At 51.3% G+C, this 25,341-nt stretch carries 26 protein-coding genes and 1 pseudogene; 12 read left to right on the plus strand and 15 right to left on the minus strand.

Annotation, left to right across the window (positions count from 1 at the left end; translation table 11 throughout):
- Window positions 1-99 precede the first annotated feature (99 nt).
- Window positions 100-1,212, minus strand: coding sequence for a cobalamin-independent methionine synthase II family protein (locus AB1E22_RS20835; protein ID WP_367597124.1), 1,113 nt, complete (start codon window positions 1,210-1,212; stop codon window positions 100-102).
- A 237-nt stretch (window positions 1,213-1,449) separates the two neighbouring features.
- Between AB1E22_RS20835 and AB1E22_RS20840 the strand changes: the two genes are divergently transcribed.
- Window positions 1,450-2,367: a bestrophin family protein gene (locus AB1E22_RS20840; protein WP_367597125.1), complete on the plus strand. Its 918-nt coding sequence runs from the start codon at window positions 1,450-1,452 to the stop codon at window positions 2,365-2,367.
- A gap of 15 nt (window positions 2,368-2,382) precedes the next feature.
- Here the strand turns inward: AB1E22_RS20840 and AB1E22_RS20845 are convergent, their stop codons facing one another.
- On the minus strand, window positions 2,383-2,886 hold the full coding sequence (locus tag AB1E22_RS20845) for a DUF1993 domain-containing protein (RefSeq protein WP_367597126.1): 504 nt from the start codon (window positions 2,884-2,886) through the stop codon (window positions 2,383-2,385).
- A gap of 78 nt (window positions 2,887-2,964) precedes the next feature.
- Window positions 2,965-3,354, minus strand: a complete 390-nt coding sequence (locus AB1E22_RS20850) for a rhodanese-like domain-containing protein (RefSeq protein WP_367597127.1) — start codon at window positions 3,352-3,354, stop codon at window positions 2,965-2,967.
- A gap of 110 nt (window positions 3,355-3,464) precedes the next feature.
- On the opposite strand from AB1E22_RS20850, the gene ftrA reads away from it, so the two are divergent.
- Both ftrA and AB1E22_RS20860 read left to right on the plus strand, forming a co-directional pair.
- Window positions 3,465-4,454 carry a transcriptional regulator FtrA gene (gene ftrA / locus AB1E22_RS20855; RefSeq protein ID WP_367597128.1) on the plus strand — a complete coding sequence of 330 codons (990 nt, stop codon included), beginning with the start codon at window positions 3,465-3,467 and terminating at the stop codon, window positions 4,452-4,454.
- 53 nt (window positions 4,455-4,507) lie between these two features.
- A complete protein-coding gene (locus tag AB1E22_RS20860; RefSeq protein WP_367597129.1) occupies window positions 4,508-4,858 on the plus strand; it encodes an RcnB family protein in 351 nt (116 codons plus the stop codon).
- A gap of 43 nt (window positions 4,859-4,901) precedes the next feature.
- On the opposite strand, the gene AB1E22_RS20865 is transcribed toward AB1E22_RS20860, so the two are convergent.
- From AB1E22_RS20865 to AB1E22_RS20875, 3 genes are all read right to left on the minus strand, one after another.
- Window positions 4,902-5,123: a hypothetical protein gene (locus tag AB1E22_RS20865; RefSeq protein ID WP_367597130.1), complete on the minus strand. Its 222-nt coding sequence runs from the start codon at window positions 5,121-5,123 to the stop codon at window positions 4,902-4,904.
- A 340-nt stretch (window positions 5,124-5,463) separates the two neighbouring features.
- Window positions 5,464-5,757, minus strand: a complete 294-nt coding sequence (locus tag AB1E22_RS20870; RefSeq protein ID WP_367597131.1) for a hypothetical protein — start codon at window positions 5,755-5,757, stop codon at window positions 5,464-5,466.
- 186 nt (window positions 5,758-5,943) lie between these two features.
- Window positions 5,944-6,372, minus strand: a complete 429-nt coding sequence (locus AB1E22_RS20875; protein WP_367597132.1) for a multidrug/biocide efflux PACE transporter — start codon at window positions 6,370-6,372, stop codon at window positions 5,944-5,946.
- 101 nt (window positions 6,373-6,473) lie between these two features.
- Between AB1E22_RS20875 and AB1E22_RS20880 the strand changes: the two genes are divergently transcribed.
- Window positions 6,474-7,340: a LysR family transcriptional regulator gene (locus AB1E22_RS20880; protein ID WP_367597423.1), complete on the plus strand. Its 867-nt coding sequence runs from the start codon at window positions 6,474-6,476 to the stop codon at window positions 7,338-7,340.
- 88 nt (window positions 7,341-7,428) lie between these two features.
- Here AB1E22_RS20880 and AB1E22_RS20885 read toward each other — a convergent pair whose 3' ends face one another.
- Window positions 7,429-9,390: a peptidase U32 family protein gene (locus AB1E22_RS20885; protein WP_367597133.1), complete on the minus strand. Its 1,962-nt coding sequence runs from the start codon at window positions 9,388-9,390 to the stop codon at window positions 7,429-7,431.
- Window positions 9,391-9,612: 222 nt separating this feature from the next.
- On the opposite strand from AB1E22_RS20885, the gene AB1E22_RS20890 reads away from it, so the two are divergent.
- Together AB1E22_RS20890 and AB1E22_RS20895 are read left to right on the plus strand one after the other, a co-directional pair.
- Complete coding sequence (locus AB1E22_RS20890) at window positions 9,613-11,565, plus strand: putative bifunctional diguanylate cyclase/phosphodiesterase (protein WP_367597134.1); 1,953 nt, start codon at window positions 9,613-9,615, stop codon at window positions 11,563-11,565.
- A 110-nt stretch (window positions 11,566-11,675) separates the two neighbouring features.
- Window positions 11,676-12,842: a benzoate/H(+) symporter BenE family transporter gene (locus AB1E22_RS20895; RefSeq protein WP_367597135.1), complete on the plus strand. Its 1,167-nt coding sequence runs from the start codon at window positions 11,676-11,678 to the stop codon at window positions 12,840-12,842.
- On the opposite strand, the gene AB1E22_RS20900 is transcribed toward AB1E22_RS20895, so the two are convergent.
- Window positions 12,822-13,694, minus strand: coding sequence for a helix-turn-helix domain-containing protein (locus tag AB1E22_RS20900; protein ID WP_367597136.1), 873 nt, complete (start codon window positions 13,692-13,694; stop codon window positions 12,822-12,824). The two genes, AB1E22_RS20895 and AB1E22_RS20900, sit on opposite strands and share 21 nt — an antisense overlap.
- A gap of 178 nt (window positions 13,695-13,872) precedes the next feature.
- Here AB1E22_RS20900 and AB1E22_RS20905 point away from each other — a divergent pair, with 178 nt between their 5' ends.
- Entirely contained in the window at window positions 13,873-14,778 is a 906-nt protein-coding gene (locus AB1E22_RS20905) for a DMT family transporter (RefSeq protein WP_367597137.1), read from the plus strand.
- 32 nt (window positions 14,779-14,810) lie between these two features.
- Here the strand turns inward: AB1E22_RS20905 and AB1E22_RS20910 are convergent, their stop codons facing one another.
- Complete coding sequence (locus tag AB1E22_RS20910) at window positions 14,811-15,479, minus strand: DUF3313 domain-containing protein (RefSeq protein WP_367597138.1); 669 nt, start codon at window positions 15,477-15,479, stop codon at window positions 14,811-14,813.
- A 190-nt stretch (window positions 15,480-15,669) separates the two neighbouring features.
- Here AB1E22_RS20910 and AB1E22_RS20915 point away from each other — a divergent pair, with 190 nt between their 5' ends.
- On the plus strand, window positions 15,670-16,062 hold the full coding sequence (locus tag AB1E22_RS20915) for a VOC family protein (protein ID WP_367597139.1): 393 nt from the start codon (window positions 15,670-15,672) through the stop codon (window positions 16,060-16,062).
- Here AB1E22_RS20915 and tehB read toward each other — a convergent pair.
- Both tehB and tehA read right to left on the minus strand, forming a co-directional pair.
- A complete protein-coding gene (gene tehB, locus AB1E22_RS20920; RefSeq protein ID WP_367597140.1) occupies window positions 16,059-16,646 on the minus strand; it encodes a tellurite resistance methyltransferase TehB in 588 nt (195 codons plus the stop codon). The genes AB1E22_RS20915 and tehB overlap by 4 nt on opposite strands.
- Window positions 16,647-17,636, minus strand: coding sequence for a dicarboxylate transporter/tellurite-resistance protein TehA (gene tehA / locus AB1E22_RS20925; RefSeq protein WP_367597141.1), 990 nt, complete (start codon window positions 17,634-17,636; stop codon window positions 16,647-16,649). It lies immediately after the preceding gene.
- A gap of 113 nt (window positions 17,637-17,749) precedes the next feature.
- Between tehA and ydcK the strand changes: the two genes are divergently transcribed.
- Complete coding sequence (gene ydcK, locus AB1E22_RS20930; protein WP_367597424.1) at window positions 17,750-18,679, plus strand: YdcK family protein; 930 nt, start codon at window positions 17,750-17,752, stop codon at window positions 18,677-18,679.
- Here the strand turns inward: ydcK and rimL are convergent.
- A complete protein-coding gene (rimL, locus tag AB1E22_RS20935; RefSeq protein ID WP_367597142.1) occupies window positions 18,676-19,239 on the minus strand; it encodes a 50S ribosomal protein L7/L12-serine acetyltransferase in 564 nt (187 codons plus the stop codon). The two genes, ydcK and rimL, sit on opposite strands and share 4 nt — an antisense overlap.
- Window positions 19,240-19,426: 187 nt before the next feature.
- Here rimL and hpxO point away from each other — a divergent pair, with 187 nt between their 5' ends.
- From hpxO to AB1E22_RS20950, 3 genes and pseudogenes are all read left to right on the plus strand, one after another.
- The gene (gene hpxO / locus AB1E22_RS20940; RefSeq protein WP_367597143.1) at window positions 19,427-20,584 is read left to right on the plus strand and encodes an FAD-dependent urate hydroxylase HpxO; all 1,158 of its coding nucleotides are present in this window, start codon (window positions 19,427-19,429) and stop codon (window positions 20,582-20,584) included.
- A gap of 115 nt (window positions 20,585-20,699) precedes the next feature.
- A pseudogene (locus AB1E22_RS20945) lies at window positions 20,700-20,973 on the plus strand (type II toxin-antitoxin system HicA family toxin).
- On the plus strand, window positions 20,970-21,332 hold the full coding sequence (locus tag AB1E22_RS20950) for a type II toxin-antitoxin system HicB family antitoxin (RefSeq protein WP_367597144.1): 363 nt from the start codon (window positions 20,970-20,972) through the stop codon (window positions 21,330-21,332). The pseudogene AB1E22_RS20945 and the gene AB1E22_RS20950 overlap by 4 nt, the downstream one beginning before the upstream one ends.
- Window positions 21,333-21,363: 31 nt before the next feature.
- Here AB1E22_RS20950 and AB1E22_RS20955 read toward each other — a convergent pair whose 3' ends face one another.
- From AB1E22_RS20955 to AB1E22_RS20965, 3 genes are all read right to left on the minus strand, one after another.
- On the minus strand, window positions 21,364-23,019 hold the full coding sequence (locus AB1E22_RS20955; RefSeq protein ID WP_367597145.1) for a glucan biosynthesis protein D: 1,656 nt from the start codon (window positions 23,017-23,019) through the stop codon (window positions 21,364-21,366).
- A 285-nt stretch (window positions 23,020-23,304) separates the two neighbouring features.
- Window positions 23,305-24,081, minus strand: a complete 777-nt coding sequence (locus AB1E22_RS20960) for a transporter substrate-binding domain-containing protein (protein WP_367597146.1) — start codon at window positions 24,079-24,081, stop codon at window positions 23,305-23,307.
- Between the two features lie 12 nt (window positions 24,082-24,093).
- Window positions 24,094-25,263, minus strand: coding sequence for a pyridoxal phosphate-dependent aminotransferase (locus AB1E22_RS20965; RefSeq protein WP_367597147.1), 1,170 nt, complete (start codon window positions 25,261-25,263; stop codon window positions 24,094-24,096).
- Between the last annotated feature and the right edge of the window lie 78 nt (window positions 25,264-25,341).

Genomic DNA, 25,341 nt, shown 5'->3' on the forward strand with positions numbered 1-25,341 from the left:
CCCCTTACCAGGGGAGGAGCAAACCGCCACAGCCCAGGGGGGAGGAGTTAACGGCTCCCTCCCCTGGTAAGGGGAGGGTTGGGGTGGGGTCGAAGCTAGTTACCAAACCTTCTCAGCAACCCCCGTCACCAGCCGGACTTTGTCCCACTGCTGCTCAGGCGTCAGGCTATTACCCTCTTCTGTTGAAGCAAAACCGCACTGCGGGCTGAGGCAGATTTGGTTGAGATCGACATATTGCGCCGCTTCATTTATACGCGCCTGAATCAACTCCGGGTTTTCCAACTCGCCATTTTTAGTGGTGATCAGCCCTAAAACGACCTGCTGATGGCCCGGGCGCACAAAGCGCAGCGGTGCAAAATCGCCTGAACGGTCGTTGTCATACTCAAGGAAAAAGGCGTCGACATTGACTGAGCCAAACAGCACTTCCGCTACCGGCTCGTAGCCGCCTTCTGAAATCCACGTTGAACGGAAGTTACCGCGGCAAACATGCAGCCCGACAACCAAATCATCCGGCTTCCCTTCTAATGCTTTATTCAGCACCTGGGCGTAAATGTGCGCCAGTTCATCAGGATCATCGCCTCGTTCGCGAATCTCTTTACGTTGTGCATCTGAACATAAGTAGGCCCAGACGGTGTCATCGAGTTGCAGATAGCGGCATCCGGCTGCGTAAAATGCCTGAATCGCATCGCGCCAGGTGGTGGCGAGATCGTCAAAATAGACGTTTAAATCAGGGTAAACATTACTGTCGATGGCATTGCGGCCGCCGCGGAAATGCAGCACGCTCGGGCTTGGAATGGTCATTTTTGGCACCGCGTCACCGCTGATGCTCTTCAGGTAGCGAAAATCATCCAGCATGGGGTGCGTGCCGAAGCCAAGTTTGCCCACCACCCGCACGCTATGCGCTTTGGTCTGTACGCCGTTGAACTGGATGCCCTGCTCTGACTCATAACGCTCCACGCCTTGCAGGCCGTCGAAGAAATCAAAATGCCACCAGGCACGGCGAAATTCCCCGTCAGTCACCACATGCAGGCCGCAGGCACATTGCTGCTCAACCGACGCACGAATCGCTTCATCTTCAATTTTACGCAACTGGCTGGCATCTATATCCCCTGAGGCGAACGCCACGCGGGCATTTTTGATCGCGGCAGGACGTAAAAAACTCCCGACGATGTCGGCTCGGAAAGGTGCGCGATGCGATAAGGACTGTGGCATGTGTTTTCTCCATAACCTCGCAATTGATTTAGCAAGGTGATAATTCATTATTAGAATATTTAGCCATCTGGACGGCTATTGTGTAATGGAGAATGGCAGAACTGTGAGTTGCCCACAAACGAAAATCTTTCATGGTTATTGAAAATAATTCATGTTGTTAAATCAATGTAAATTCATGATTGATCTACGTCACACTTTACCGTTAAATATGACGTCCTGTTTTTGAGTTTCCTGATTATGATTGTTCGCCCGCATCAACACTGGTTTACCCGCCTGTTTGTCTGGCATGGTTCGGTTCTGCAAAAAATCTATTCTCGTCTGCTACTGAATCTGGCGCTGTCGATTAGCGTGATTTTCTTTTTGCCGTGGTATGAAGCGCTTGGCATAAAGCTCACTATCGCGCCGTTTAGTATTCTCGGCGTGGCGATTGCCATCTTCTTAGGGTTCAGAAACAGCGCCTGTTATGCGCGTTTTAACGAGGCGCGTACGCTGTGGGGGCAACTGGCGATCACGCAGCGCTCTTTTTTGCGTGAAGCAAAAAGCCTGCTGGGCACGGATGAGCGCCAGATTAAACATTTTGTGAATTTGCAGACGGCTTTTTGCCATGCTCTACGGTTGACGCTGCGCAAGCAACCTAATGAAGCGACATTAAAAAAATATCTGACGCAGGAAGAGCTCCAGTGGGTGCTGAAAAGCCACGCGCCGTGTAATCGCATTTTGCAGCTAATGGCGGACTGGCTGGCGGATAAACGTAAACAGGGGCTGATTTCTGATGTGGTCTGGAGCAGTCTGAATCATCATCTTAATGAGCTTTCGGCGGTTGCCGGTGGCTGCGAACGTATTGCCGGAACGCCTGTGCCATTTGCCTACACGCTGATTTTGCATCGCACCGTGTATCTGTTTTGCATCATGTTGCCGTTTGCGTTGGTCACCGATCTGCATTACATGACGCCGTTTTTATCGGTGTTTATTTCCTATACGTTTATTTCGCTCGATACCCTGGCAGAAGAGCTTGAGGAGCCGTTTGGCACCGAAGATAACGATCTGCCGCTGGATGCGATTTGCAACACCATCGAACGCGATTTACACGATATGGACGAGAGTGAAAATCTGCCAGAGAAGTTGCGCCCGAACCGGCATTATCAGCTTAGTTAACGGGCGCAATATTATTTAGAAGATTGGGCCGACGAAATCACGTTTACCAAGCGGAACACCGGCCTGGCGCAGGATGTCGTAGGCGGTGGTGAAGTGGAAATAGAAGTTCGGGGTCGCAAATTTATACACGTAACCGCGGGCGGTAAAACGTAGCTCGTGCTCGCGGGCCATCACCACGATTGGGCGCTCGTCGTCGCCATCTAACTGCGCGTCGGTAATCCCTTTCATGAACGCGACCGTTGCGCTGATGCGCGCCTGAAGCTGCGCAAAGCTGGTTTCGTTATCTTCCATCACCGGCGCGTCAACATTCGCCAGACGTGCAACGGCACGTTTTGCCATATCAGTGGTAATTTGTACCTGGCGCACCAGAGGATACATATCTGCCGCCAAAGCTGCTTCCAACAGGCTCTCTTCGGTTTTGCCATTCTCTTTCGCCCAGGCGGCTGCTTTATCAAGGATGGCAGACAAGTTGCTTAAACCCAGGATGAACTGCGCATTGGTTTCGCTGTAAATCGACATTGTGACTTCCCTTATTACTGACAAAAGTGAGGCAGAGATTACACGTACTTAGCGTATTGCGGATAGCGAATTTAGCGCTCAGGCAAAGCTAAATCCTTCATCGGCCCAACCGGTTATTCCGCCTATCATCATTTTTACCGGGCGCCCCAGGCGTGCCAGTTTCAGCGCTGCGCGGTCTGCACCATTGCAATGTGGCCCCGCACAATACACCACAAACAGCGTGTCCGCAGGCCATTCGGCCATACGCTCTGATGACATATCACGATGGCGCAAATGCAACGCCCCTGGAATATGGCGACGCGCAAAGGCTTCAGGCGAGCCAACGACATGCAGCAGGACGAAATCGACGTCCCCTTCTTTCATCGCCGTGTGCACATCATCGCAGTCCGTTTCGAGGCTCAACCGCTGGAGAAAATGGGCGGCGGCAATTTCAGGTGCGGCAGGCGGGAAATCAGTAACGTAACTCATAAGTGCTCCTCATTTGGGTGAGCTATGACTATAGAGCCTGGAGTGTGACTTGACGTGTGGCAGAAATGACAGATAACGTGAAGATTATGACAAACTGATGGACGACTCCGTTGCAAAACCCTTTTGTTGTTGCCCTGGCGTATGACGGCCTGTGTACCTTTGAATTTGGCGTCGCCGTTGAAGTCTTTGGCCTGCCGCGCCCGGAAATGGGTGATAACTGGTATCGCTTTGCCGTCGCGGGTCTGGAAACCGGTGAGCTACGCGCCACCGGCGGTATACGGATTGCGGTCGACGGTGGCCTCGCTTTACTGGAACAAGCAGGAACCATTATTGTGCCCGGCTGGCGCGGTGCCGACGAGCCGGTTCCTCCCGCGCTGTGTGAAGCCTTGCGAACCGCACATGCGCGTGGGGCGAGAATTATGTCAATTTGCTCCGGCGTGTTTGTACTGGCAGCCGCCGGTTTGCTGGACGGTTTACCGGCCTCCACACACTGGCGCTATACCGAAAAACTGCAACAGCGTTACCCCAAAATTCAGGTGATGCCGGATGTGCTCTATATCGACAACGGTTCCGTGCTGACCTCCGCAGGCAGTGCGGCAGGTATAGATCTGAGTTTGCACCTGGTGCGGCGTGATTATGGCGCGGGTGCGGCGAACAGCGTTGCCCGCAGGCTGGTAATCCCCCCTCATCGTGTCGGCGGGCAAGCGCAGTTTATCGAGCAGCCCGTTCCGGTCGCCTATGAAAGCACGCGCCTGAGTCCGCTGTTTGATTACCTGCAGGCTCATCTTGCCGATGAACATTCGGTGGAATCCCTGGCCGCGTTCACCGGCATGAGCCCGCGAACTTTTTTACGGCGTTTTTCTGCCGCTACCGGCACCACACCCGCACGCTGGCTGCTAACTATGCGGCTGACCCGCTGCCGTGATTTGCTGGAAAGCAGCACGCTGTCTGTAGAGGATATTGCCGAGCGCGTGGGCTTTGGCAGCGCGGCCACGCTACGCCACCATTTTCGCGCCAGGCTCTCGAAGACTCCTGCGGCTTACCGCAAGGCATTTACTTCACGTAACGAAAAATTGATTACTTCTAGCGAAACAACGTGATAGAGATAACGGCATTATTTGAAATTCGGCAGATGAATGTATCTGGAGTAGATATGAGTAAATTGAATGTATTTGTTTTATCCGCGGCCCTGATGGCGGGTTCTTTACCCCTGGCCTTTTCCGCTCACGCTGCGGATGCCCCTGTAGCCGTGCCCGCACCAACCAGTTCGTCTTTTGAAATCACTGAATTTCATGCAGATTACAAGCCATTTAAAATTGGCGACATCGTGCCGGATTTATACCGCACCAAACCGTATCAGATTGACGCCTGGCAAATCAGACACCTGCCTGCCCCAGAAGCAGGCAGCCACTGGACGTACATGGGCGGAAACTACGTCTTGATTACCGACGCGGAAGGGAAAATTGTTCGTGCCATGAAAGGCGAGATTTTTTACGGGCACTAACTCTTCAAGCCCTGGCATTGCGCCAGGGCTTGTTTTTGAATCATTACTTCTGTTTTGTAGTCGCAGTTTTGCTTTTCTTTGCAGCCGCTTTTTTCTGATTCTGTGCTCTAGTCTTTGACGTATCGCAACTACCGTCTGCATCCGTGAGTTGGGTACAGCCTGAACGTTCAAGTTTCGCACGATAAGAAGCTGTAATAGCGTATGCCGGGGATAAAGAACCCGCGATCAGTGCGGTGGTGGCAAGTGCAAGAATAATTTTTTTCATCAATGTCTCAGTGTTTGCTATTCATCAGTAATAACGTTTTTATGCTGTATTTATATTTCCCTTAATGGCCTTATTGTCTGCTTTACGCTGTTTTCCTTTCCAGTAAACCATCAGACCGGACGCGATTTTGCCCATACACATTTATGCGTGTAAATGATCGTTGCATTAAGTATTGCGCCGGGTCAAACCCGTTAGAGACTTCATATCTACCAGGAACTTTCTGATTGAAGTAACTCATGACACGACGGTGAAAATTGCTCGTTCGAATAATGATGAGGGGATTTAGATCGAAGGCAACTCAGGGAAAACCCAGTACCGCGCGAGCACTGGGTTTATTGATTTACGCAGTACGCATCGCTTTAATTTTCGAATAGCCATGTTCGAAAATCATGTCCGTCGTACACATAAAGACAATCACATCACCCGATGCACACTCGTCGAGCGCTTCGCTTAATTCCGCATCAAAATCTTTAGACAGTTGCGGCATCAGCATCTGCATATCGCCCGGATAATCTTCATCTTCGTCCGCAGGCATATCTTCAATTTTTGAACCGCGCACCACGTAAACCAGAAGATCTTTATCGTTAAAAGTGACCGGCGCGCGCAGATGCTTACCCGTTGGGTGCTTTGCCATATTCGTTACCTTTTGTTCATAGCAGGAAATTGGGCGCTATCCTCGCAAAAGATGAGACGAAAAGACAGGCTCTATGTGAGGCCCTGGGCGAGTGTCACGCGCTTTTGCAACATGATGGCAATGTGCTGATGCTGTTTCCGCGCCTTTTTATCGTGGCGCGGAAAGTTACAGCGTAACGTTTAAACCTTACGCCTGGCACTGCGTCCAGCGGGCACGCAGTGTGTCGTACGCCCAGTTATAAACCACGGTGTACGGCAGGAAGAACAAGAAGAAACCGATCTCAACCATAAACGCCTGCAGCAGGGAAATATCGAGCATCCAGGCGGCCAGCGGCAGGCCAATTAAGATGAAACCGCCTTCAAAACCCAGCGCATGAGCTACGCGCAGCGGCATCCGGCGTTTATTCCCGATGGGGAAAATTTTGTCAAAACCGGCGTTATAAATGATGTTCCACACCATCGCGACGGTTGAAAGCATAATCGCCAGCGCTCCCATCTGAAACAGAGGTTTGTCCATAATCCACGCGGCGAGCGGCGCACAGATGGCAATGGCGATCACTTCAAAACCCACAGCATGCAGGATGCGTTCTGAGAATGTTCTTTTTTGAGACGGCATATTCAACTCCAGATAGTTGACAACAACAAAGCTATGCCGCGCATTATCATCGCCATTACTGATAGAATGAAGTGAGCAACCATCGACAAAAGCGATAGATGATGAACTACTCTCCTGAATCTCTTGAAGCCTTTTTGCAAGCGGTAGAAACCGGATCTTTCTCTGCCGCTGCCCGTAAGCTCAAGAAAAGCCAGTCGACGATCAGCAGCGCGATTGCCAATCTGGAAGCGGATTTAGGCGTAACGTTATTTGACCGTCAAAGCCGCCAGCCCGTGTTAACGACGCAGGGGCAACACGTTTTGCCCTATATAGAGTCGATTGTGGCGGCAAGCGAACGGTTGAATGAAGTCTCGGTACGCCTTGCCGGAAACGTCGAACCGCGCCTGAGTTTTGTGCTCTCAGATGTCTGGCAAACAGCACATCACGAATCCATTCTCCAGCGTTTTTCGCAGCGCTTTCCGGATATCGAATTTGAATGTTTGATAGCCGAAGATGAAGATGTCATCGACCTGATTCAGATAGGCCGTGCGCATGTGGGCGTGCTGCGAGTGCAGCCGCGTTACCCGGTGGATGTCACCGTTGCACGTTTGCAGGTCGGGGCGGAGATGGCGATTTATATTCACCGCACACATGAGCTGGCAAACAGAAATGTGGTTGAAATGGACGCGTTACATACCGAACGCCAGCTTTGCCTGAGTACCTTCACTGACCCAACGCGCAATAAACGCGGAGGCCCGATGTGGTCTTCACCGTCACTGTTAATGCTGTTAGAGATGGCTGAGCAAGGATTCGGCTGGGGGATTTTACCGCGCTGGCTGGTTGAGCAATTTGGGCATGATGTTTTGCAGGAGTTGCCCGTTGCAGGCTGGCCGCAGTGTATTGATGTGGATGTGTTGTGGTCGAATAAAACGCCACCCGGCCCTGCGGGGCGCTGGATGATTGATCAATTGCGGGCACAAAATCCTTAAACAGATGTCGGATGACGCTTGCGCTTATCCGACCTACAAAACGATTTTCCAATCCGTCACGTAGGTCGGAGTATTAGGCAATCAAAGATTATTTGCGCTTAGGCATGGTCTTGAGCAATTCATCCGGGCTGATGGACGCCACCACATCGCTGCCAGGAAGTGGCATCTTCAGGATATGGTTTTTCATTTTGCCGATGACGTGCATTTCGCACGGCTTACAGTCAAATTTCAGCGTCAGAACTTCATCCTGATGCACCAGTTGCATCGGCGTTGCACGCCAGCTTTTCACCGACCCTTTTGCCTGTTTTGGGCATAAGTTAAAGGCAAAACGCAGGCAGTGTTTGGTGATCATCACCGGGACTTCGCCCTTCTCTTCGTGCGCTTCATACGCCGCATCGATCAGTTTCACGCCATAACGCTGATAAAATTCGCGCGCTTTATGGTTGTAAACGTTCGCAAGGAAGGTCAAATGCTCTTCGGGATACACCGGCGCGGGAACAGAAACCGCTTTACGCGTGCCACGCTGATACTGTTGCAGGCGTGCTTCGGTCAGTTCATCAATCACTTCCCGGCGCAGTTGGTTTAACTGGCTGTTGGGAATAAACAGCGCGGCAGGCAAATTGAGGTCAACTTTACGCGCCTGATATAGGGTTTGCCCCAGTTTCGCCAGGCTGTCGCGCAGGTTCGAGTACGCCTTTTCCGGATTGTTCGCCACATCGAACTGCCCTTCCAGCGTTCTGCTGACGCTGACGCCCTCTTCGCTGGTCGCGGTTAGCACCAGTTGTTCCTGCCAGCCGCCTAACTCCAGATCCACCGCAATGCGACGTTCGCTGGAGGTTTTGGTCAGCGCCTGCTGCCAGTTGTGGTCGAGGTTGCGATTAAGAGGATGGTTTGGACGCACGTTTTTCAGCGTATCCGGCATTTCATTTGGCCAGACGCGGTACTGATTTTTACCGGTTTTCTCAACGGTATTGGCGCGGAAACCGATGATATCACGTTTAATCAACACGTTAAGACCATCGCCATTGGTCAGCGTGTCGGTCACATTCACATCAAGGAACTCTTTGCCGACTTTTAGCACTTCGCCCACCGGCAGGCCAATAAATTTCGGGGAATCAAATGCGCCGATGTCAATTTTGCGCTCGTTAACAAAATAGTCAGTACTGCCGCGGTGGAAGGTTTTATCCGGCGACGGAATAAAGAAGTGCGACGTGACGCCCGCAGACGCGCGAACCAAATCGGTGCGCTGTTCCATAAGTTCGTCCAGCAACTGGCGATAATAAGCGGTGATGTTTTTCACGTAGCTCATATCTTTGTAGCGCCCTTCAATCTTAAAGGAGCGCACACCTGCATCCACCAGCGCCGCCAGGTTGGCACTCTGATCGTTATCTTTCATCGAAAGAAGGTGTTTTTCATAGGCCACCACGCGGCCCTGATCGTCTTTGAGCGTGTACGGCAAGCGGCAAGCCTGGGAGCAATCACCACGGTTTGCGCTGCGCCCGGTCTGAGCGTGAGAAATGTTACATTGCCCGGAATACGCCACGCAAAGCGCACCATGAATAAAGAATTCGATGGTGGCGTCGACGTTTTCATGAATCGCGCGAATTTGATTGAGGTTCAATTCGCGGGCCAGAACAATTTGCGAGAAGCCCACATCCGAGAGGAACTTTGCTTTCTCAACGCTGCGGATGTCGCACTGGGTGCTGGCGTGCAATTCAATCGGCGGCAGATCCATCTCCAGCACGCCCATATCCTGCACAATTAACGCATCAACCCCAACCTGATAGAGGTCGTGAATCATGCGGCGCGCCGGTTCCAGCTCGTTGTCATGCAGAATAGTGTTCAGCGTAACGAAAATTTTCGCGCCATAACGGTGAGCAAACGGCACCAGGTCTGCAAGATCCTGCAGGCTGTTGCCCGCATTATGACGAGCACCAAAGCCGGGCCCTCCAATATAAACCGCATCTGCGCCATGCAAAATGGCTTCGCGGGCGATGGCAGTATCACGGGCGGGGCTGAGTAATTCGAGATGATTTGCGTGCAGGCGCATAATGGGTCTGTTTTCTGTGTTATGGACGAAAGGCGGCTATTGTAGTCAGATTGGCCCCATAAGCCTATACCCTTCGCCCTTCAAGATGCCGGGTTAGGTTTAGAGGGCGTGTATTAGGAAATAAATTAATTTATACTTCCGCGGGGAATAATTTCAACGAGTGATCATATTAGACTTTCTGAAGTAGCAGCGCGTCGAATTGCTCAATTAAGATAAGCGGAAATGACCAAAAACATAGAACATTCAAAGCTTTATCGCTCAGAAGGCGTGAAGCTTTTATACAACAACTCATTACCAGGCATTCTGATTACTTTTATTGCCTCCACGACGCTCGCTTTCACCTTCATCAATAATTCCAACTTCCATACCAAAATAACCTGGTGGTTGGTGATGACCCTGCTACTTGTTGCTCGGGTTATTGATACCCAGCTTTGGAAAAGAAGCCCTTCCGAATGTAAAACCCGAAAGCGTTGGGTATTACGATTTTCCAGCGGCTGCTTATTAACCGCGATGCTCTGGAGCTTCTACGCCGTTAATTTCTACCCGCAATTTTCAGTCGAAGAATTAAGTACCACCAATGTGATTCTTGCCGCGATGGCGGGCGGCGCAACCAGCATTCTTTCCGGCAATCTGCCGCTGGCATCGCTCTATAACATTATTATTCTGATGCCCATGTCTATATTGCTGATGACGCAGCCTGAAGATTATAAAAATAATCTCGGCATGCTCGGTGTCTGCTTTACCGCCATTATGATTGTCTCTTCTGTTCGTTCATCAAAGTACCTTCGGGAAGGGATTTTACTGCGTTATAAGAACAAAACGCTGGTGGCGAGCATGGAAGAGACCATCAAGAAAAGAACCCGGGAAGTGTATGAAATATCGAATAAAGATTCGCTTACCGGGCTGTTTAACCGTAGCGCGTTTTTATCCGCAGCAGAGCGTGTGGAGCAAGATTTTAAAGATAATAAAATCGCGGGCTTTTCAATTTTCTTTATCGATCTTGACGGTTTTAAGAATATTAATGACACGCTAGGCCACAATGTTGGCGACAGAGTGTTGGTCAATTTAAGCGCACGCCTGAAAAACTGTAACGATACTCAGACGTTAATGTGCCGCTGGGGCGGGGATGAATTTATCCTGCTGGTGAAAGAAAAAGACCCGACATTAACCCGTAATTTAGCCGAGCATATTACCAGCAACTTTTCACTGCCTATCAAACTTGATGACCAGGTTATTACCCTGAATGCAACCATCGGGATTTCCATTTGCCCGAATCATGACAGTTCAATTACCCGTCTGATTCAGCTTGCCGACATCGCGATGTATTCGCAGAAAGGTAAATACCCGGAGCGATTCGCTTTCTATAATCTCGACCTGGAACGCAATCTGCGCCGCAAAATTACCCTTAATGAAGCCTTAAAAGGGGCGCTCGACCGCAACGAGTTTCGCCTGATGTACCAGCCGATCGTCAATGCTTCCGGCCACGTCGTGAGCTTTGAGGCATTGATGCGCTGGCGTTATAAAGGGCAGGAAATTTCCCCGGTTGAGTTTATTCCGTTGATGGAACAAAGCGGCCGCATTGTTGAGGCGGGCAATTGGGTGCTGGAAGAAGCCTGTAAAATGCTGGCAAAAATGGTTCAGCAGAACGCGGAAATTTGCATGTGCGTGAATATTTCCCTGATTCAGTTTTACGACAAAGGTTTCGTGAACAACGTCAATCAGGTGATTGAGCGCTACGCCATTCCGGGCCATTTATTGCATCTGGAAGTGACCGAATCCATTTTCCAGTCCGAACAGATGATGGTTAACCAGAAAGTCAGCCAGTTGCAGCAGCGCGGCGTGAAGTTCTCCGTGGATGATTTCGGCACCGGCTATTCCAGCTTGTCCGTTATCCAGAATATGAACGTGGATTACATTAAAATCGACCGTTCGTTTATTCAACACATTGAACTTAAAGGCCTGGCGATCGTTCAGGCGGTGATGAATATCTCCCAAAGCCTCAACTTTAGCGTGATTGCTGAAGGGGTGGAGACGGAAAAACAACGCCAGATGCTGGAGGATTGCGGGATTCCCTATATGCAGGGCTACTATTTCTCGCGGCCGCTGGAGCAAGAGAACGCGCTGAATTATTTGAAAACGGCGCCTGAACAAGAGTTGGCGACAGGTCTGGCATAAAATACTCCCCCAGCTCCCTTATTAACTTGCAGCGTTTTCAACATCATCTCGTCTGTTGTTAATGATTTGTAATGTTATAGTGCGGCGACGCTAAAAAAATAAGGGACAACATGCGCACCGTATCCATTCCATTACCGACCGTTCTGGCGGGCTTTGTGGCGGTTTTAGTTGGTTACGCCAGCTCAGCGGCAATTATCTGGCAGGCCGCAGAAGCGGCTGGCGCCAACACCTTTCAAATCGCAGGTTGGTTAACGATGCTTGGGATCGGCATGGGCATCAGTACGCTTGCCCTGACGCTCTGGTATCGCACCCCGATTCTTACCGCATGGTCAACACCTGGTGCCGCGCTGCTCGCAACCAGCCTGCCCGGCCATTCGCTCAATGAAGCCATCGGCGTATTCATTTTTGCCTCGTTTTTAATTCTGATTTGCGGTGCGACGGGTTTATTTGCACGTTTGATGCGCCTGATTCCCTCAACGCTTTCCGCCGCAATGCTGGCGGGGATTTTGCTACGTTTTGGCCTGGATGCCTTTACTTCATTGCAGGGGAATTTTTTACTTTGCGCCAGTATGCTGCTGGGTTGGTTGCTGGCGAAAACCTGGGCGCCTCGTTACGCCGTAGTGGTGGCGATTGGGGTGGGGCTGGTCGTTTGCGTCATGAGCGGAAATCTGCAAAGCGGGAGCGTGGCGGTTGCGGTGGTCATGCCTGAATTTACCGTTCCACATTTTTCGCTGGCAAGCCTGCTTGGAATTGGTATTCCCTTTTTCCTCGTGACCATGGCATCACAAAATGCGCCGGGCGTTGCCACGCTAAAAGCCTCAGGCTATGACGTTCCGATATCGCCGCTTATCGTCGTTACCGCCGCGATTGCCCTGCTGCTTGCGCCATTTGGGGTATTTTCCGTGTGTATCGCTGCGATCACCGCCGCAATTTGCCAGGGTTCAGAAGCCCATCCCGATCCCGCTAAACGCTGGCTTGCCGCCGCTGCGGCGGGTGTATTTTATTTGCTGGCCGGTATTTTTGGCGGGTCGATAACCACGCTGCTCACCGCACTTCCGGTCGCCTATATTCATACCCTCGCGGGGCTTGCACTGTTAAGCACTATTGCCGGAAGTTTGTATCAGGCGTTAAACCACGAACTCGAGCGTGATGCCGCCATTGTGACGTTTTTGGTCACCGCATCAGGGGTCAGTTTACTGGGGATTGGGTCTGCTTTTTGGGGGCTGGTGGCGGGCGGGATCTGTTACGCGTTGTTCTCATTTACCCGACGCGCGTAGCTGGGAAGGTGTGATGCCGATTGCCGCTTTAAAACGGTTGCTAAAATGGCTTGCCGAGCTAAATCCGCAGGCCATGGCAATCTCGGTCAGTGCCAACGGGCTATTTTTCACCAGCGTTTCGGCACGCAACATACGGCGCTGCATAACATATTGATGCGGTGCTAGATGTGTTGATTGCTTGAACATGCGCGCAAAGTGAAACTCGCTTAAATCCGCCTCCTGCGCCAGTTCCGTCAGGGTTAAGGGTTCGCAGAGATGCTGCTCAATGTAGGCCTGAATATTACGCAACACCGCGGGTGCCAGGCCGCCACGCACATTCGGCAAACGCCATTGCACGTTACTGTAAGTTTGCACCAGATGCGTCAGGAGCAACGTTGATGCTGTACTGAGCATCAAATGATTCGCCTGCTGCTGCCAGTCGGTACTCAGCAGAAAATGGCGGTAAAGCTGCGTAATGCGCGGGTCATCGCTAAAGATTTTTTCATCAAGTTGGATAGCCGCCGGGCTGCGATCCCAGATTTGCTCCGCAATATTACGCAGGTGCTCATCAGTGCAATACAGATGCACAAACGAAAAATGGTTGCGGATATCCCAGGTGGTTTCGCTGTCTTCCGGCATCAAACAAAAGCGGTCAGGCCCCCCGCCGTTTTTCCAGCCAGCGGATGTTCGCTGATAGGTTTCGTAGCCTTCATTCACGTACATGCTTAACGTATGGTGATTGCTGCATTGCGTCACACGATCCAGGCTGTTTGACCACGCCGCAAGTTGGATCCCTGACCCAAGCTGTACGTTATCTTCCAGCACAGCGTTGTGCTGGCGAAGATTTTCAAAGGCGTGATACGGTTGGGTCATGGCGGGCTACCATCAAAGTTCGGGAATCACAGTTTAAGGAGACCCGCAGACTGTTACCAGCCATTAACAATCCGCCAGGCAAAAAAAACCGCAAGAATATGCAAGCCTCGCAAACCTGTGAAAGCCCCGGTTCGCCCTTTCGCGGATACTCCGGTTATCCGTTTAGGGAGAGAGCAAAATGAACGCATTACTTTATATTTCTGTGGTGGTGATTTGGGGAACAACCTGGCTTGCGATTTACATGCAGCAAGGTGTGGTGTCAGTTCCGGTTTCAATTTTTTGGCGTTTTGCCGTGGCGGCAGTGGTAATGCTGGTGGTTTTGCGGGCATTAGGGCGTTTACGTCGCATCAGCCTGCGCGACCATCTGTTCTGTATGCTGCAAGGCGCCTGTGTTTTCGGTTTTAATTTTCTCTGTTTTTATCATGCGGCGGCGTATATCAGCTCAGGCCTTGAGTCCGTTATTTTCTCGATGGCGGTGCTGTTTAACGCGGTGAACAGCATGATTTTCTTCCGCCAGCGTCCGCACAAGAATTTGCTGCCTGCAGCCATCCTCGGCATTGCCGGAGTCATCGCCCTTTTCTGGCATGATTTAGTCGCCACACAACTGGCACCGTCACTGCTGCTTGGGATTGGTTTGAGCGCCCTTGGCACCTACGGCTTTTCACTCGGCAATATGATTAGCACACGCCACCAGCGGCGCGGGCTGGAGACGCTTTCCACCAATACGTACGCAATGTTTTACGGCACCGTGATTATGGGCGTGCTAGCCCTGCTGCGCGGGGATTCATTTATCCCGGAATTTACGCTGCGCTACCTCGGTTCACTGTTCTATCTGGCGATTTTTGGTTCGGTGATTGCCTTCGGTGCCTATTTCACGCTGGTCGGACGTATCGGCGCAAGCCAGGCCGCATACAGCACGTTGCTGTTCCCGCTAGTGGCACTCAGCCTGTCGACGATTTATGAAGGGTATGTCTGGCACAGCAACGCGATTATTGGGCTGGTGATGATTCTGCTGGGTAATCTGGTGATGTTTTCAAAACCGGGGCGGTTTAACGCACTGTTGTGGCGCAAGCGAGCGGCGTAAAAAAAGGGAGCCAGGCTCCCTTTTCGCTTTGATTATTTCTGTGCAGTATCAAACATTGTGGCGTCGGTCGCCATATCGTCGATAACCTGTTTTAAGGTATCAACGGTTACCTTCGCGTTCTCATTGCTTACGGTTTTCCCTTCACCTTTACGCACCACGCGCATTACCGGTTTATTGGTCGCGGCGTCAATCAGCTCACCTTCAAAATACAGGTTAGTTTCCATGGTGCGGTGGCCGGTTGCGGCTTCTGTGCCAGCAACGACCATCGCAATTGGGATAACTTCATAGAACTGCAAACCTTGTTTGCTGCTATCCACACCGGTAATCGCGCCACGGAAAATCAGACTGCGCGGGCCCGGCTTCGCTACCAGCGGTTTACGTTCTGCCGCTGCCGCTTTCAGTTTGGTATTGGTGTAAGCCAGAACCTGATTCAGCGTCTGCTCACCGATCTGGGTGTTTGGTTTTGGCACCGGATAGTAGGTCACCGGGTTATAGACAAGGCTATCGTAATTACTGGTTTTGAAGTTCGGATCAACCCAACGCATAACGGTTTTACCGGTACTGGATTTAGTTTCCTGTAAGCCAGAGTAATCTTTTAAAAAACCCGAATACTTCTCAGGTGCGGTAACCGATGACGAGCATCCAGCCAGAGCTAATAAGCCCGTCAGACAAGCAGCTTTAAAACAAAGAGAAGTGCGCATGTTTAATCCCTGTAAATTTTATGTAACCCTTTCAGTTATAGCAAAAAATCGGTGAATTCAATGAAGTTAAAAATGCTATTTTTTAAATTTCAGATATCACACGCGAAATTTCTGTTTTACATGCGCATTCGTGGGCGCAAATCCCAACGATGAGATAACCTTAAAAGCTACCTTTATGTCTGGAGAAAATATGACACCTCATCTGCGCATTGCCCGGCCAGTAACGGATCTCGCTCAAAGCAAAGAGATGTATTGCCTGGGGTTGGGTTTGCAGGAAATTGGGGAGTTTAGCGAACATGATGGTTTTAGCGGGGTGATGCTTGGGCGGGAGGATTTAAGCTGGCACCTGGAATTTACCGTCTGCCATCGCCATCCCGTTGAGCCTTCCGCTACGGTCGATGACTTGCTGGTACTCTATTTTCCGGACAATCTGCAATGGCAACAAGCCTGCCAGCAAATGCTGAATGCAGGCTTTTTAACCATTAACAGCTTTAACCCTTACTGGGATGTGGCCGGGCGCACTTTCCTCGATAACGATGGCTATCGCATCGTGTTGCAAAACCGCGCCTGGCCGCCCGCTTAAATCTTACGCGCCAGCATCGTGGCGAAACGCAGTTTAATGCGGTTACCTTCAGCGTCGGTTTTATGTAAAGCACCGACGTCTTCGTTATATTTAATCAATTCCCAGCCCGCGTAATAATCGCGCAATTCACCTTCAGCAAATGCAAACGGGAAGCCCACGGTGCACGGGAAATCTTCGGTATCCATGGCCGCCACAATCAGGTTATAGCCGCCCACTTTAGTGCAACGCTGCATGTTAGCGATAAGGCCTGGGATAGTGTTGCGCTCTAAAAACATCATCACTACGGTGGAAAGAATAAAATCGTATTCACCGTCAAACGTTAATGTGTTGAGGTCAACAACATCGGTGGTGATATTTTTTAGCCCTTCCGCCTCAATAATTCTGTTCACATTGCTGATGCTCATCTGGTTTTTATCCCAGGCGGTAACATCAAACCCTTTTTGATTCAGATACAGGCTGTTGCGCCCGCTCCCGCAGCCAAGATCCAGCGTTTTACCCGGCGGTACAATTGTCGCCGCATTCACCACATCAGAATGGGTTGCCGTTAAGCCATATTTCTCGGTGTAATGATTTTCAGAAAGCATTTAGTTTTTCCTTGTTGCAGGGCGCTCAACGCGCAGCAGTAATTTACCCTGGCAAAGCAGGATAATCGTACGCACCAGCAGGAGCCCGATGATGAAATTAGTGAAGATAAATAGCGGTACCGCAATCGCGGTAAAAAGCCCGTCATTGCTGCTATGGCTCAGATGTAGCGCCGTCGCGGCAAGGGCTGAAATACCAAATGAAAAGCTCCAGAAAGACGCATTAAAAGGCTGCATCAAATACCAGGGCATCAGGCGGAACATAAACAGCAATTGCAGCAGACCGTAACCAAAAAGCATTTTGGCAAAGAAATCGGGTTCGCCACCGTTGACGCTCATGTACGCATTGCAGGCGACTAACGAGGGCGCGAGCTGGATCCCAAGCGACGTTCGCGCGGGCTCCGGCAGTTCTCCGGCGCTGCGCAAGCGGTGTAATATCGCAGGCTCAAGGCTGAGCCAGGAAAACACACCCGCGCCAAAGAACAGAATACCCAGGTCGTGATAACCCAACGCACCGCAGGCCATGGCGCTAATAAAATTATTGGCAACCGTCGGCAGATAAAGACCCGGTGTGGTATCCGTGTGCGGGTGATGGCCACGCCATAAACCGGCGCTTTGCCATGCGGCGTAAGACAGTTGCACCAGCGCCCCGAAGGCAAACATCCCCACTGCCAACGGGCGGAAATATGGCGCAACGGCAATGGAAACTAACATGGTGGTTGCCGGAAACAGGCTGACGAAACTCCCCTTTAACGGATGGCGAATTTCATCAATCACCGTCTGCGGATACTTCACCAGACGCACGATAAAAGCCAGGGCCAGCGCCAGCCAGACGGCGATCGCCAGAATTTCGAAAGACTCGCTAATCTCAGGCGGCACCGGCCAGATAGTAGCGGCATAACGCCAGGCAAATCCCATCCCAATAATCCCAAGCACCATCCCAAAATACCCCGCCGGAAGGTTGAGCATGGTGCGAGTCGAAGAGTTGTTCATTTCGTTTAAAGTTTAAAATGTATTTTAAATGCATTTTATGGGATTGCGCTGTGAAACACCAGCGAGGGATTTTCCTGCTACGGTTTAAGCAGGCGCGCAACAGAGAAAAACCGATGAACAAGTATCAGCTAACGGGCGATTCCCGCCTGCATGATTACCTGGTCGATGGCAATAAGCAGCAGGTGAAACTATGGCAAATCGTGGCGCTTTGCGACTTCAACGATGTGCGCCACGGGCAGCTCGGTGGCTGGGTTGAAAACGAGGATAATCTCAGCCAGCAGGGAAATTGCTGGATTTATAGTGATGAAAGTGTGGTGTTTGGCGGCTCAACCGTAGAAGAAGAGGCGCAAATTCATGGCGCTTCGACCCTCTGCCATCAGGCGCACGTTAGCGGTCAAAGCATCGTCAATGAATCGCTGGTCAGCGGAGAGTGTCGTATTTACGATTCCGCCCGCATTCTGAATGGTAGCCAGGTCATCGCGGTTCGGGGCTTAACCGCAGACAACGACCAGCTCCTGCAAATTTACGGCAACGCGACGGTGAATGCTTCCCGCGTGGTTCATCAGGCGCAAATTTTTGGCAACGCCGTGGTGAATAATGCGTTTATTGAACACCGCGCCGAAGTCTTTGGGCAGGCGATTCTTGAAGGCAATGACGAAAACAATATCTGGATTTGCGACTGCGCACGCGTTTTCGATAATGCGCGCATTATTGCCGGGCGCGGTGACGACCAGATCCCAACCATTCGCTATTCTTCACAGGTTTACGGCAATGCGCTCATTGAAGGCGATTGTGTCCTTAAACACCAGGTACATATTTTTGATAATGCGACGCTGGTTGGCGGCCCTATTCAGTTAGATAACCAGGTGCAAATTTACGGCCAGGCGCGAGTGACCGGGAACGTTCTGATAGAGAATAACGTACAGATTTACGATAAAGCAGCCATTGATGGTCTGAACGGTGAAGCGATTCATATTCGCGGCATTAAAGATATTAGCGGCGAGCAACGTATTACGCGCTCACCGTTTTACGGGGTATTTTAAAATCCCTGGTCCACAATGCGCCCATAAATATGCTGGTCGTGAAACTCGCCGTTTAAAAACTCAGCCTGTTTCAATCTTCCTTCGAGCGTAAAACCGTTGCGCCGTGCCACCTGGTTGCTGGCGGCATTGCTGACAATACATTTAATGACGAAGCGGCGAGCGACTCCTTCACGGGCATATTTAATGATCACCGCCTCTAAGGCTCGCGAAATAACCCCCTGCCCCAGAACGTCTTTATCCAGCCAATAACCGATGTAAGCCGTCTTATTGGTTGGCTCAATCTGGTTAAATGAAAACACGCCGACCATCTTCTCGCCGCGGAAAATCAGGAACATTTTTGCATAGCCGCGATGGTGCAAAATATAATTGCCCTGCGCCATTTTGCGCGAATCTTCAACAGACAAAACATATTGCGGCCAGTCCATCGCCGTCTGTAACCAGGCTTTATTCTTTTGCACCAGCGCAAAAATCTCATCCACATAACGCTCATTAATTGAGTGCAGCGTTATCTCATCGTCAATATTAATAACGTCATCTTTCCACGTCTCAGAATCTTGCACGCCACTCTCCTTCTTTCATCATTGTGGAAAATAATGGTGCAGAAAATCGCTTTGCACCAGCGCTGTTCCCCACGAGTGCGCAAATATACCATTCATCTTTCATCTTGCAGGCACCATGCATTGTCGAGCCGGTTTCCGCGCTGGTACAGATATTGCTTAACATCTTTGTAACCCAAAGGAGACTGAGATGAAAGCGATCATAATTGGCGGCGGCATTGGTGGACTTTCTGCGGCGATTGCCCTGAAAAGATGTGGCATAACAACCGAAGTCTATGAGGCGGTTAAAGAAATTCGGCCTGTTGGCGCAGCCATTTCGATTTGGCCCAACGGTGTGAAATGCCTGAACTGGCTCGGGATGAAAGAGCCGCTACAAAAACTGGGCGGCCCTATGGAATTTATGGCCTATCAGGAATACGTTCACGGGCAAACGTTGACCCGCTTCAGCCTCGATCCTTTAGTCAAAAGCGTGGGCGAACGCCCCTACCCGGTTGCGCGTGCCGAATTACAGGACATGCTGATCGACACCTACGGTCGCGCCGATATTCAGTTTGGAAAACGGGTAGCGCGAATTGAGGAGTATAACGGCGGCGTGCGGGCCTATTTTGAAGACGGCCACATTGCGCAGGGGGATGTTTTGATTGCCGCCGATGGCACGCACTCCGTCATTCGCCCCTATGTGCTCGGCCACCAGACCGAACGCCGCTACGCGGGGTACGTTAACTGGAATGGGCTGGTTGCTATCGACGAATCCATCGCCCCCGCCAACCAATGGACGACCTTTGTGGGCGAAGGCAAACGCGTCTCTTTAATGCCGGTTGCCGGGAATCGTTTTTATTTCTTCTTCGATGTGCCGCTAGAAAAAGGCTTGCCTGAAGACCGTTCCACGGCCAAAGCCGATTTAACGCGCTATTTTGCTGGCTGGGCCGCACCGGTGCAAAAGCTGATTGCCGCGATTAACCCCGAAACCACCAATCGAATAGAAATTCACGATATCGAACCTTTTATGCAATTGGTGCGCGGACGTGTTGCACTTTTAGGTGATGCGGGTCACAGCACCACGCCAGATATTGGCCAGGGCGGTTGCGCCGCAATGGAAGACGCCGTCGTGCTGGCCGTTGCGCTGCAAACAAATTCTCTGGGCGTGGAGGATGCGCTCCTGCGCTATCAGGAAAAACGGGCCTGGCGCGTGAAAGATCTGGTTCTCAAAGCGCGTAAACGTTGCGATGTGACCCACGGAAAAGATATGAATATCACTCAAAACTGGTATGAAGAGTTGAAAAGTGAAACCGGCGAACGCGTGCTTTCCGGAATGCGCGAAACCATTCTGGGCGGGCCGCTGGAATAGCGTTGCACACGTTTTCATTCAGATTCTGAAGGATGTTCCAGAAATGACGTCAGAAATTGACGTCATTTTTTTATATGCTAGAATGACTTCATAAATTGACTTCACGGAAGGATTCATGGGATATGGCAAGGATTACCTCAGAACAAAACATCAAGGCACGTTAAAGCAGATTTTGTCAAACCAACGGCGTCTCACATCAAATGGCAGGATGTGGAAATGCTGATTGTGGCGTTAGGCGGCGAGGTCAACACCGGCAGAGGTTCGCGAGTACGTTTCTTGCTAAAAGGCAGTATTGCGTACTTTCATCGCCCCATCCGTCCCCAGAGACTGACAAAGGTGCCATCGTCAATTTACGAGAATGGTTCGAAAGTATTGGAGTCACACCATGACGGATTCACATTTAATCCCAAACACAATGGTCATCTGCGCCCAACCGGCACTGATCACCTGGGTTCCTGAAATCAATCTGTTTCGCGGCAAGTTCCTGGGTCTTTCAGGCTATTGTGATTTTGTCGCCGACAGCGCAAAAGGCTTGATGCAAGAGGGTGAACTCTCCCTGAAAGAGTACCTTGCCGATTGTAAGACCAACGGCATTGACCCGTATGAGCGGGATGAAAAGATCAAAACGTTTACCCTACGCTATCCGGAATCCTTTGGGGAGCGCCTAGCTATTGCGGCAGCGGAAAAGCGGATGTCAGTGAACAGCTATATTGTGGAAATACTCAGTAAGCAGATGAAGTTGAAGTAAAAAACCCCGCTGCAAAGCGGGGCCTGTAGATTTACTTCATCACGCGGTCATCAACGTATTTACGTTTATCCGGCGCCGGTGGGAAATAGTGATACAGCCAGGTTTCGCTGATGGCATCGCCCTGGCAGCGCAGGAACATACGCATGTCTACCGGGTCGGTTGAATCATCCGTTGGGTACCAGTCAAACAGAATACGATAGCCGTCGAACGGCTCGACGTAGAGGATTTCAATCTGCTTAGCTTCGCCATTGGAAAGGGTGATCACCGGCTCGATACCCTTCGGTGCGGCAGCTTTTAAATCACCGCCGATAAAATCGATAGCGAAACGGCGCGACCATTTTTCAGGGAAATGCTCACCCGGCGCCCATCCTTCCGGGAAGCTCCCCATACCGGTGCGGGTTGCGTAAACACGCGCCAGCGGTGACTGAATTGGCGGCAAACCGCTCCAGTACAGACGATATTTAAACTCCAGCTCATCCCCCGCTTTCACCGGTTTTTCCGGCTGCCAGAAGCAGACGATATTATCCAGCGTTTCACCCGTGGTTGGAATTTCCATCAGGCCGACGGTGCCTTTGCCCCACTTGTTCAGCGGCTCAACCCACAGGCTTGGGCGTTTGTTATACCAGCCCATAATGTCCTGATAGTTCGCGAACTCGTGGTCGAGCTGCAGCAAACCAAAGCCTTTCGGATTGTTGTCGGTATAGGCGTTGAACTGCAATTTCTGCGGGTTATTCAGCGGACGCGTGACCCACTCCCCGTTGCCACGCCACATCGCCAGGCGGTCGGAGTCATGGATTTGCGGATGAATGGTGTCGCACATACGGCGTTCGTTGGTCCCGCAGGCGAACATGCTGGTCATCGGCGCGATACCGAGCTGTTTAATATCTTCTCGCGCATACAGATGGTTTTCGACATCCATGACCACGCGTTCGGCTTCGCAGCTAATCGTAAACTTGTAGGCACCCGTGACGCTTGCGCTATCGAGCAGCGCGTAAACCACAAATTTGGTGTCGCTCGCTTTCGGCGTTTCAAACCAGAATGAGGTGAAATCGGGGAACTCTTCGAGACGATCGGTATAGGTATTGATCGCAAGCCCACGCGCAGAAAGACCGTATTGATAGGTGTTATCTACCGCACGGAAGTAGCTTGCGCCGAGGAACGAGACCACGTCGCGTCGCGCCAGTTCCGGAGATTTAAACGCTTTAAACCCGGCAAAACCGAGGTCTATCTGCCCTTCCAGTTGCTTCGTGTCCACACCCGCGTCGTTGTAGTTAAACAACTCCGGACGGAAGTGAATTTCACGCGCCTGATGGGTCGCGGAGTCCAGGGAGAACATGCGCACACGGCGGCGGAACCCCATCCCCACATGGAAGAACTGCACGTCTAACTGACGATTTTCAATGCCGTTCCACAGGGAATGCCCGGCATCGTACTGAATGGCGTTGTAAGCCTGCGGCGTCAGGTTTGCCAGCGTGTCAGGTAACGGACGAGGTTTGCCGACCCAGGGCTGCTTTGACAAGTCATGCGCCATAGACTGGAGCACAGAGAAATCGAACGAGGTGGTGCGACCATCGGCAATTTCAGACTCTGACGCAAAGGCTGCGCGAGAAAAGAGTGCGGCAAGTGAAGTAGTACCGCTGACTGCGGCGAGAGCCATTGAGGCTTTAATAAAACGTCTGCGATTCATGCCTGAAAGAATGTCCTTCTTTTGTCGATGTGTTTCGTCCCACCAGGGCTGAAATCTGGCAATCAAGACCGCACACTCTAGACAAAAATCGCGACAAATCCAATCACCGACACCGACCTTTACGCAGCGGCACGCACTTTTTTTATATCTATGAGAATTCGATGAAAAAACGGCCAGCAAAGGGTGCAGCCGTCTTGAATATCAAGTTAATGTCGGGTGGCGCTGCGCTTAACCGATCTCCATAAGGCGCTTGCAGCGCCAGCCACCCACTATCGGCCGGGCCGCTTATTTCACGCTGACATCAATTCCAGGGAAATACTTCTTCGCAAGCGCAGTAATGGTGCCGTCCGCGCGGACTTTGTCGATAGCCGCATCAAGCTGCTTCTTGGTTTGCTCATCGCCTTTACGCAGGCCGTAACCAATCCCGCTGCCGAGAATCGTGTCATCGCTCACCGGCTGGCCAATAAAACCAAACCCTTTGCCCTGCGGTTTGCTTAAAAAGCCCGCCTGACCGGCGGCTGACATCACCAGCGAAGCGTCGATGCGGCCATTGAGCAAGTCGCCCCACGCCATATTCTGGTCTTTATAAGAGACGACGGTAACGCCCTCTTTTTCCCAGTGTTCTTTGGCATAGGTTTCCTGAATGGAGCCTTGCAGCACGCCGATAGTTTTCCCTTTCAGCCCTTGCGCAGTGGCCTGCATGCCGCTCCCGCTTTTACCCACCAACTGAGACGGAATACGGTAAATCGGCTGGGTGAAGTCGATACTTTTACGGCGCTGGTCGGTGATGTTCATTGCTGAGTTAATCGCATCAAACTTCTTCGCCATCAGCCCCGGGATCAGCGCATCAAACGACGTTTCAACCCAGGAGCATTTCAGGCTGGCAGCCTTACAAATCGCGTTACCCAGCTCGATATCAAACCCTTCCAGTTCGCCCGCCGAATTACGGCTTTCAAACGGTGGATATTCCGCTTCCACGCCATACCGTAACTCGCTTGCCGCTGACGCCGCGAACGACGCGCACATTCCTACCAACAAACTTAACGCATAAATTTTTTTCATTATGACCTCGTATCAGCGTGGCTTAACCTGGCAGAGCGCGTGAGCACCCGCACGTAACGTAGCTTCATCTTTCGCAAATGACAAACGAATCAATTTGTTGTCCGTTCCGTCGGTATAGAACGCGGAGAGCGGAATAGTCGCCACGCCATATTGAGTAATTAACCGCTTCACTATTTCGCTGTCCGATTCATCACTGAAATGATCGAACTTAGCCAGCAGGAAGAACGAGCCTGCGCTCGGCAGCAGTTCAAACGGCGAGTCAGCCAGCAAGGATTGCATTAAATCGCGCTTGCGTTGATAAAACGCCGCCAGTGACAGATAGGTGTCCGGGTTCACCATATATTCAGCAAACGCATACTGCATAGGGGTATCGGCAGAAAACATCAAAAACTGATGCACTTTGCAGATTTCATTCATCAATTCAGCCGGAGCCAGGCAATAGCCCACCCGCCAGCCGGTCACATGGAACGTTTTGCCAAACGACGAAACAATTACGCTGCGCTCGGCAAGCGCGGGATGCGTCGCCATACCGTGGTGGCGTTCGCCGTCAAACACGATGTGTTCATACACTTCATCGGAAAGAATAATGATGTCAGTGTTGCGCGTCAGTTCCGCCAACATGTCTAAATCTTGTGCGCTAAACACCTGGCCGCTTGGGTTATGGGGGGTATTAACGATGATCATCCGGGTACGCGGGGTAATCGCCGCACGCACTTCATCCCAGTTGACATTGAAATCCGGCAGTTCCAGTTTCAACGCCACCGGTGTTGCGCCCTGGAGACGCACAATCGGGGCATAACTATCAAACGACGGTTCGAAGTAAATCACTTCATCGCCCGGATGCACTAACCCGCTGATGGCGGAGTAAAGCCCTTCGCTGGCGCTGGCGGTAATTAAGATTTCATCATCAACGTCATAATGAGAGCCGTACAGCGTCGCTACCTTTTGTGCGATCAGCGTTTTTAGCGGGCGAAGGCCGGTCATCGATGCGTATTGGTTATGATTATCCTGCATCGCTTTAGTGACACCCGCGATAAGCAGCGGGTCGGGCGAAAAGTTGGGTGCGCCCTGAGAAAGATTAATGGCGTTATGTTGCGCCGAGAGTTGGCCAATCACGGTAAAAATGGTGGTTCCAACATCCGGTAATTTTGAACGAAATTGCACCGGGGTTTGCATAGTCATGGCCGCTCCTGTGAATGCGCGATTTGCATAACTATTCAATCTGTAACAGGTTGCGACCACAACCGAATTGTTGTCATA

It is taken from the genome of Buttiauxella gaviniae (genome assembly GCF_040786275.1).
GTDB classification, from domain to species: domain Bacteria; phylum Pseudomonadota; class Gammaproteobacteria; order Enterobacterales; family Enterobacteriaceae; genus Buttiauxella; species Buttiauxella gaviniae_A.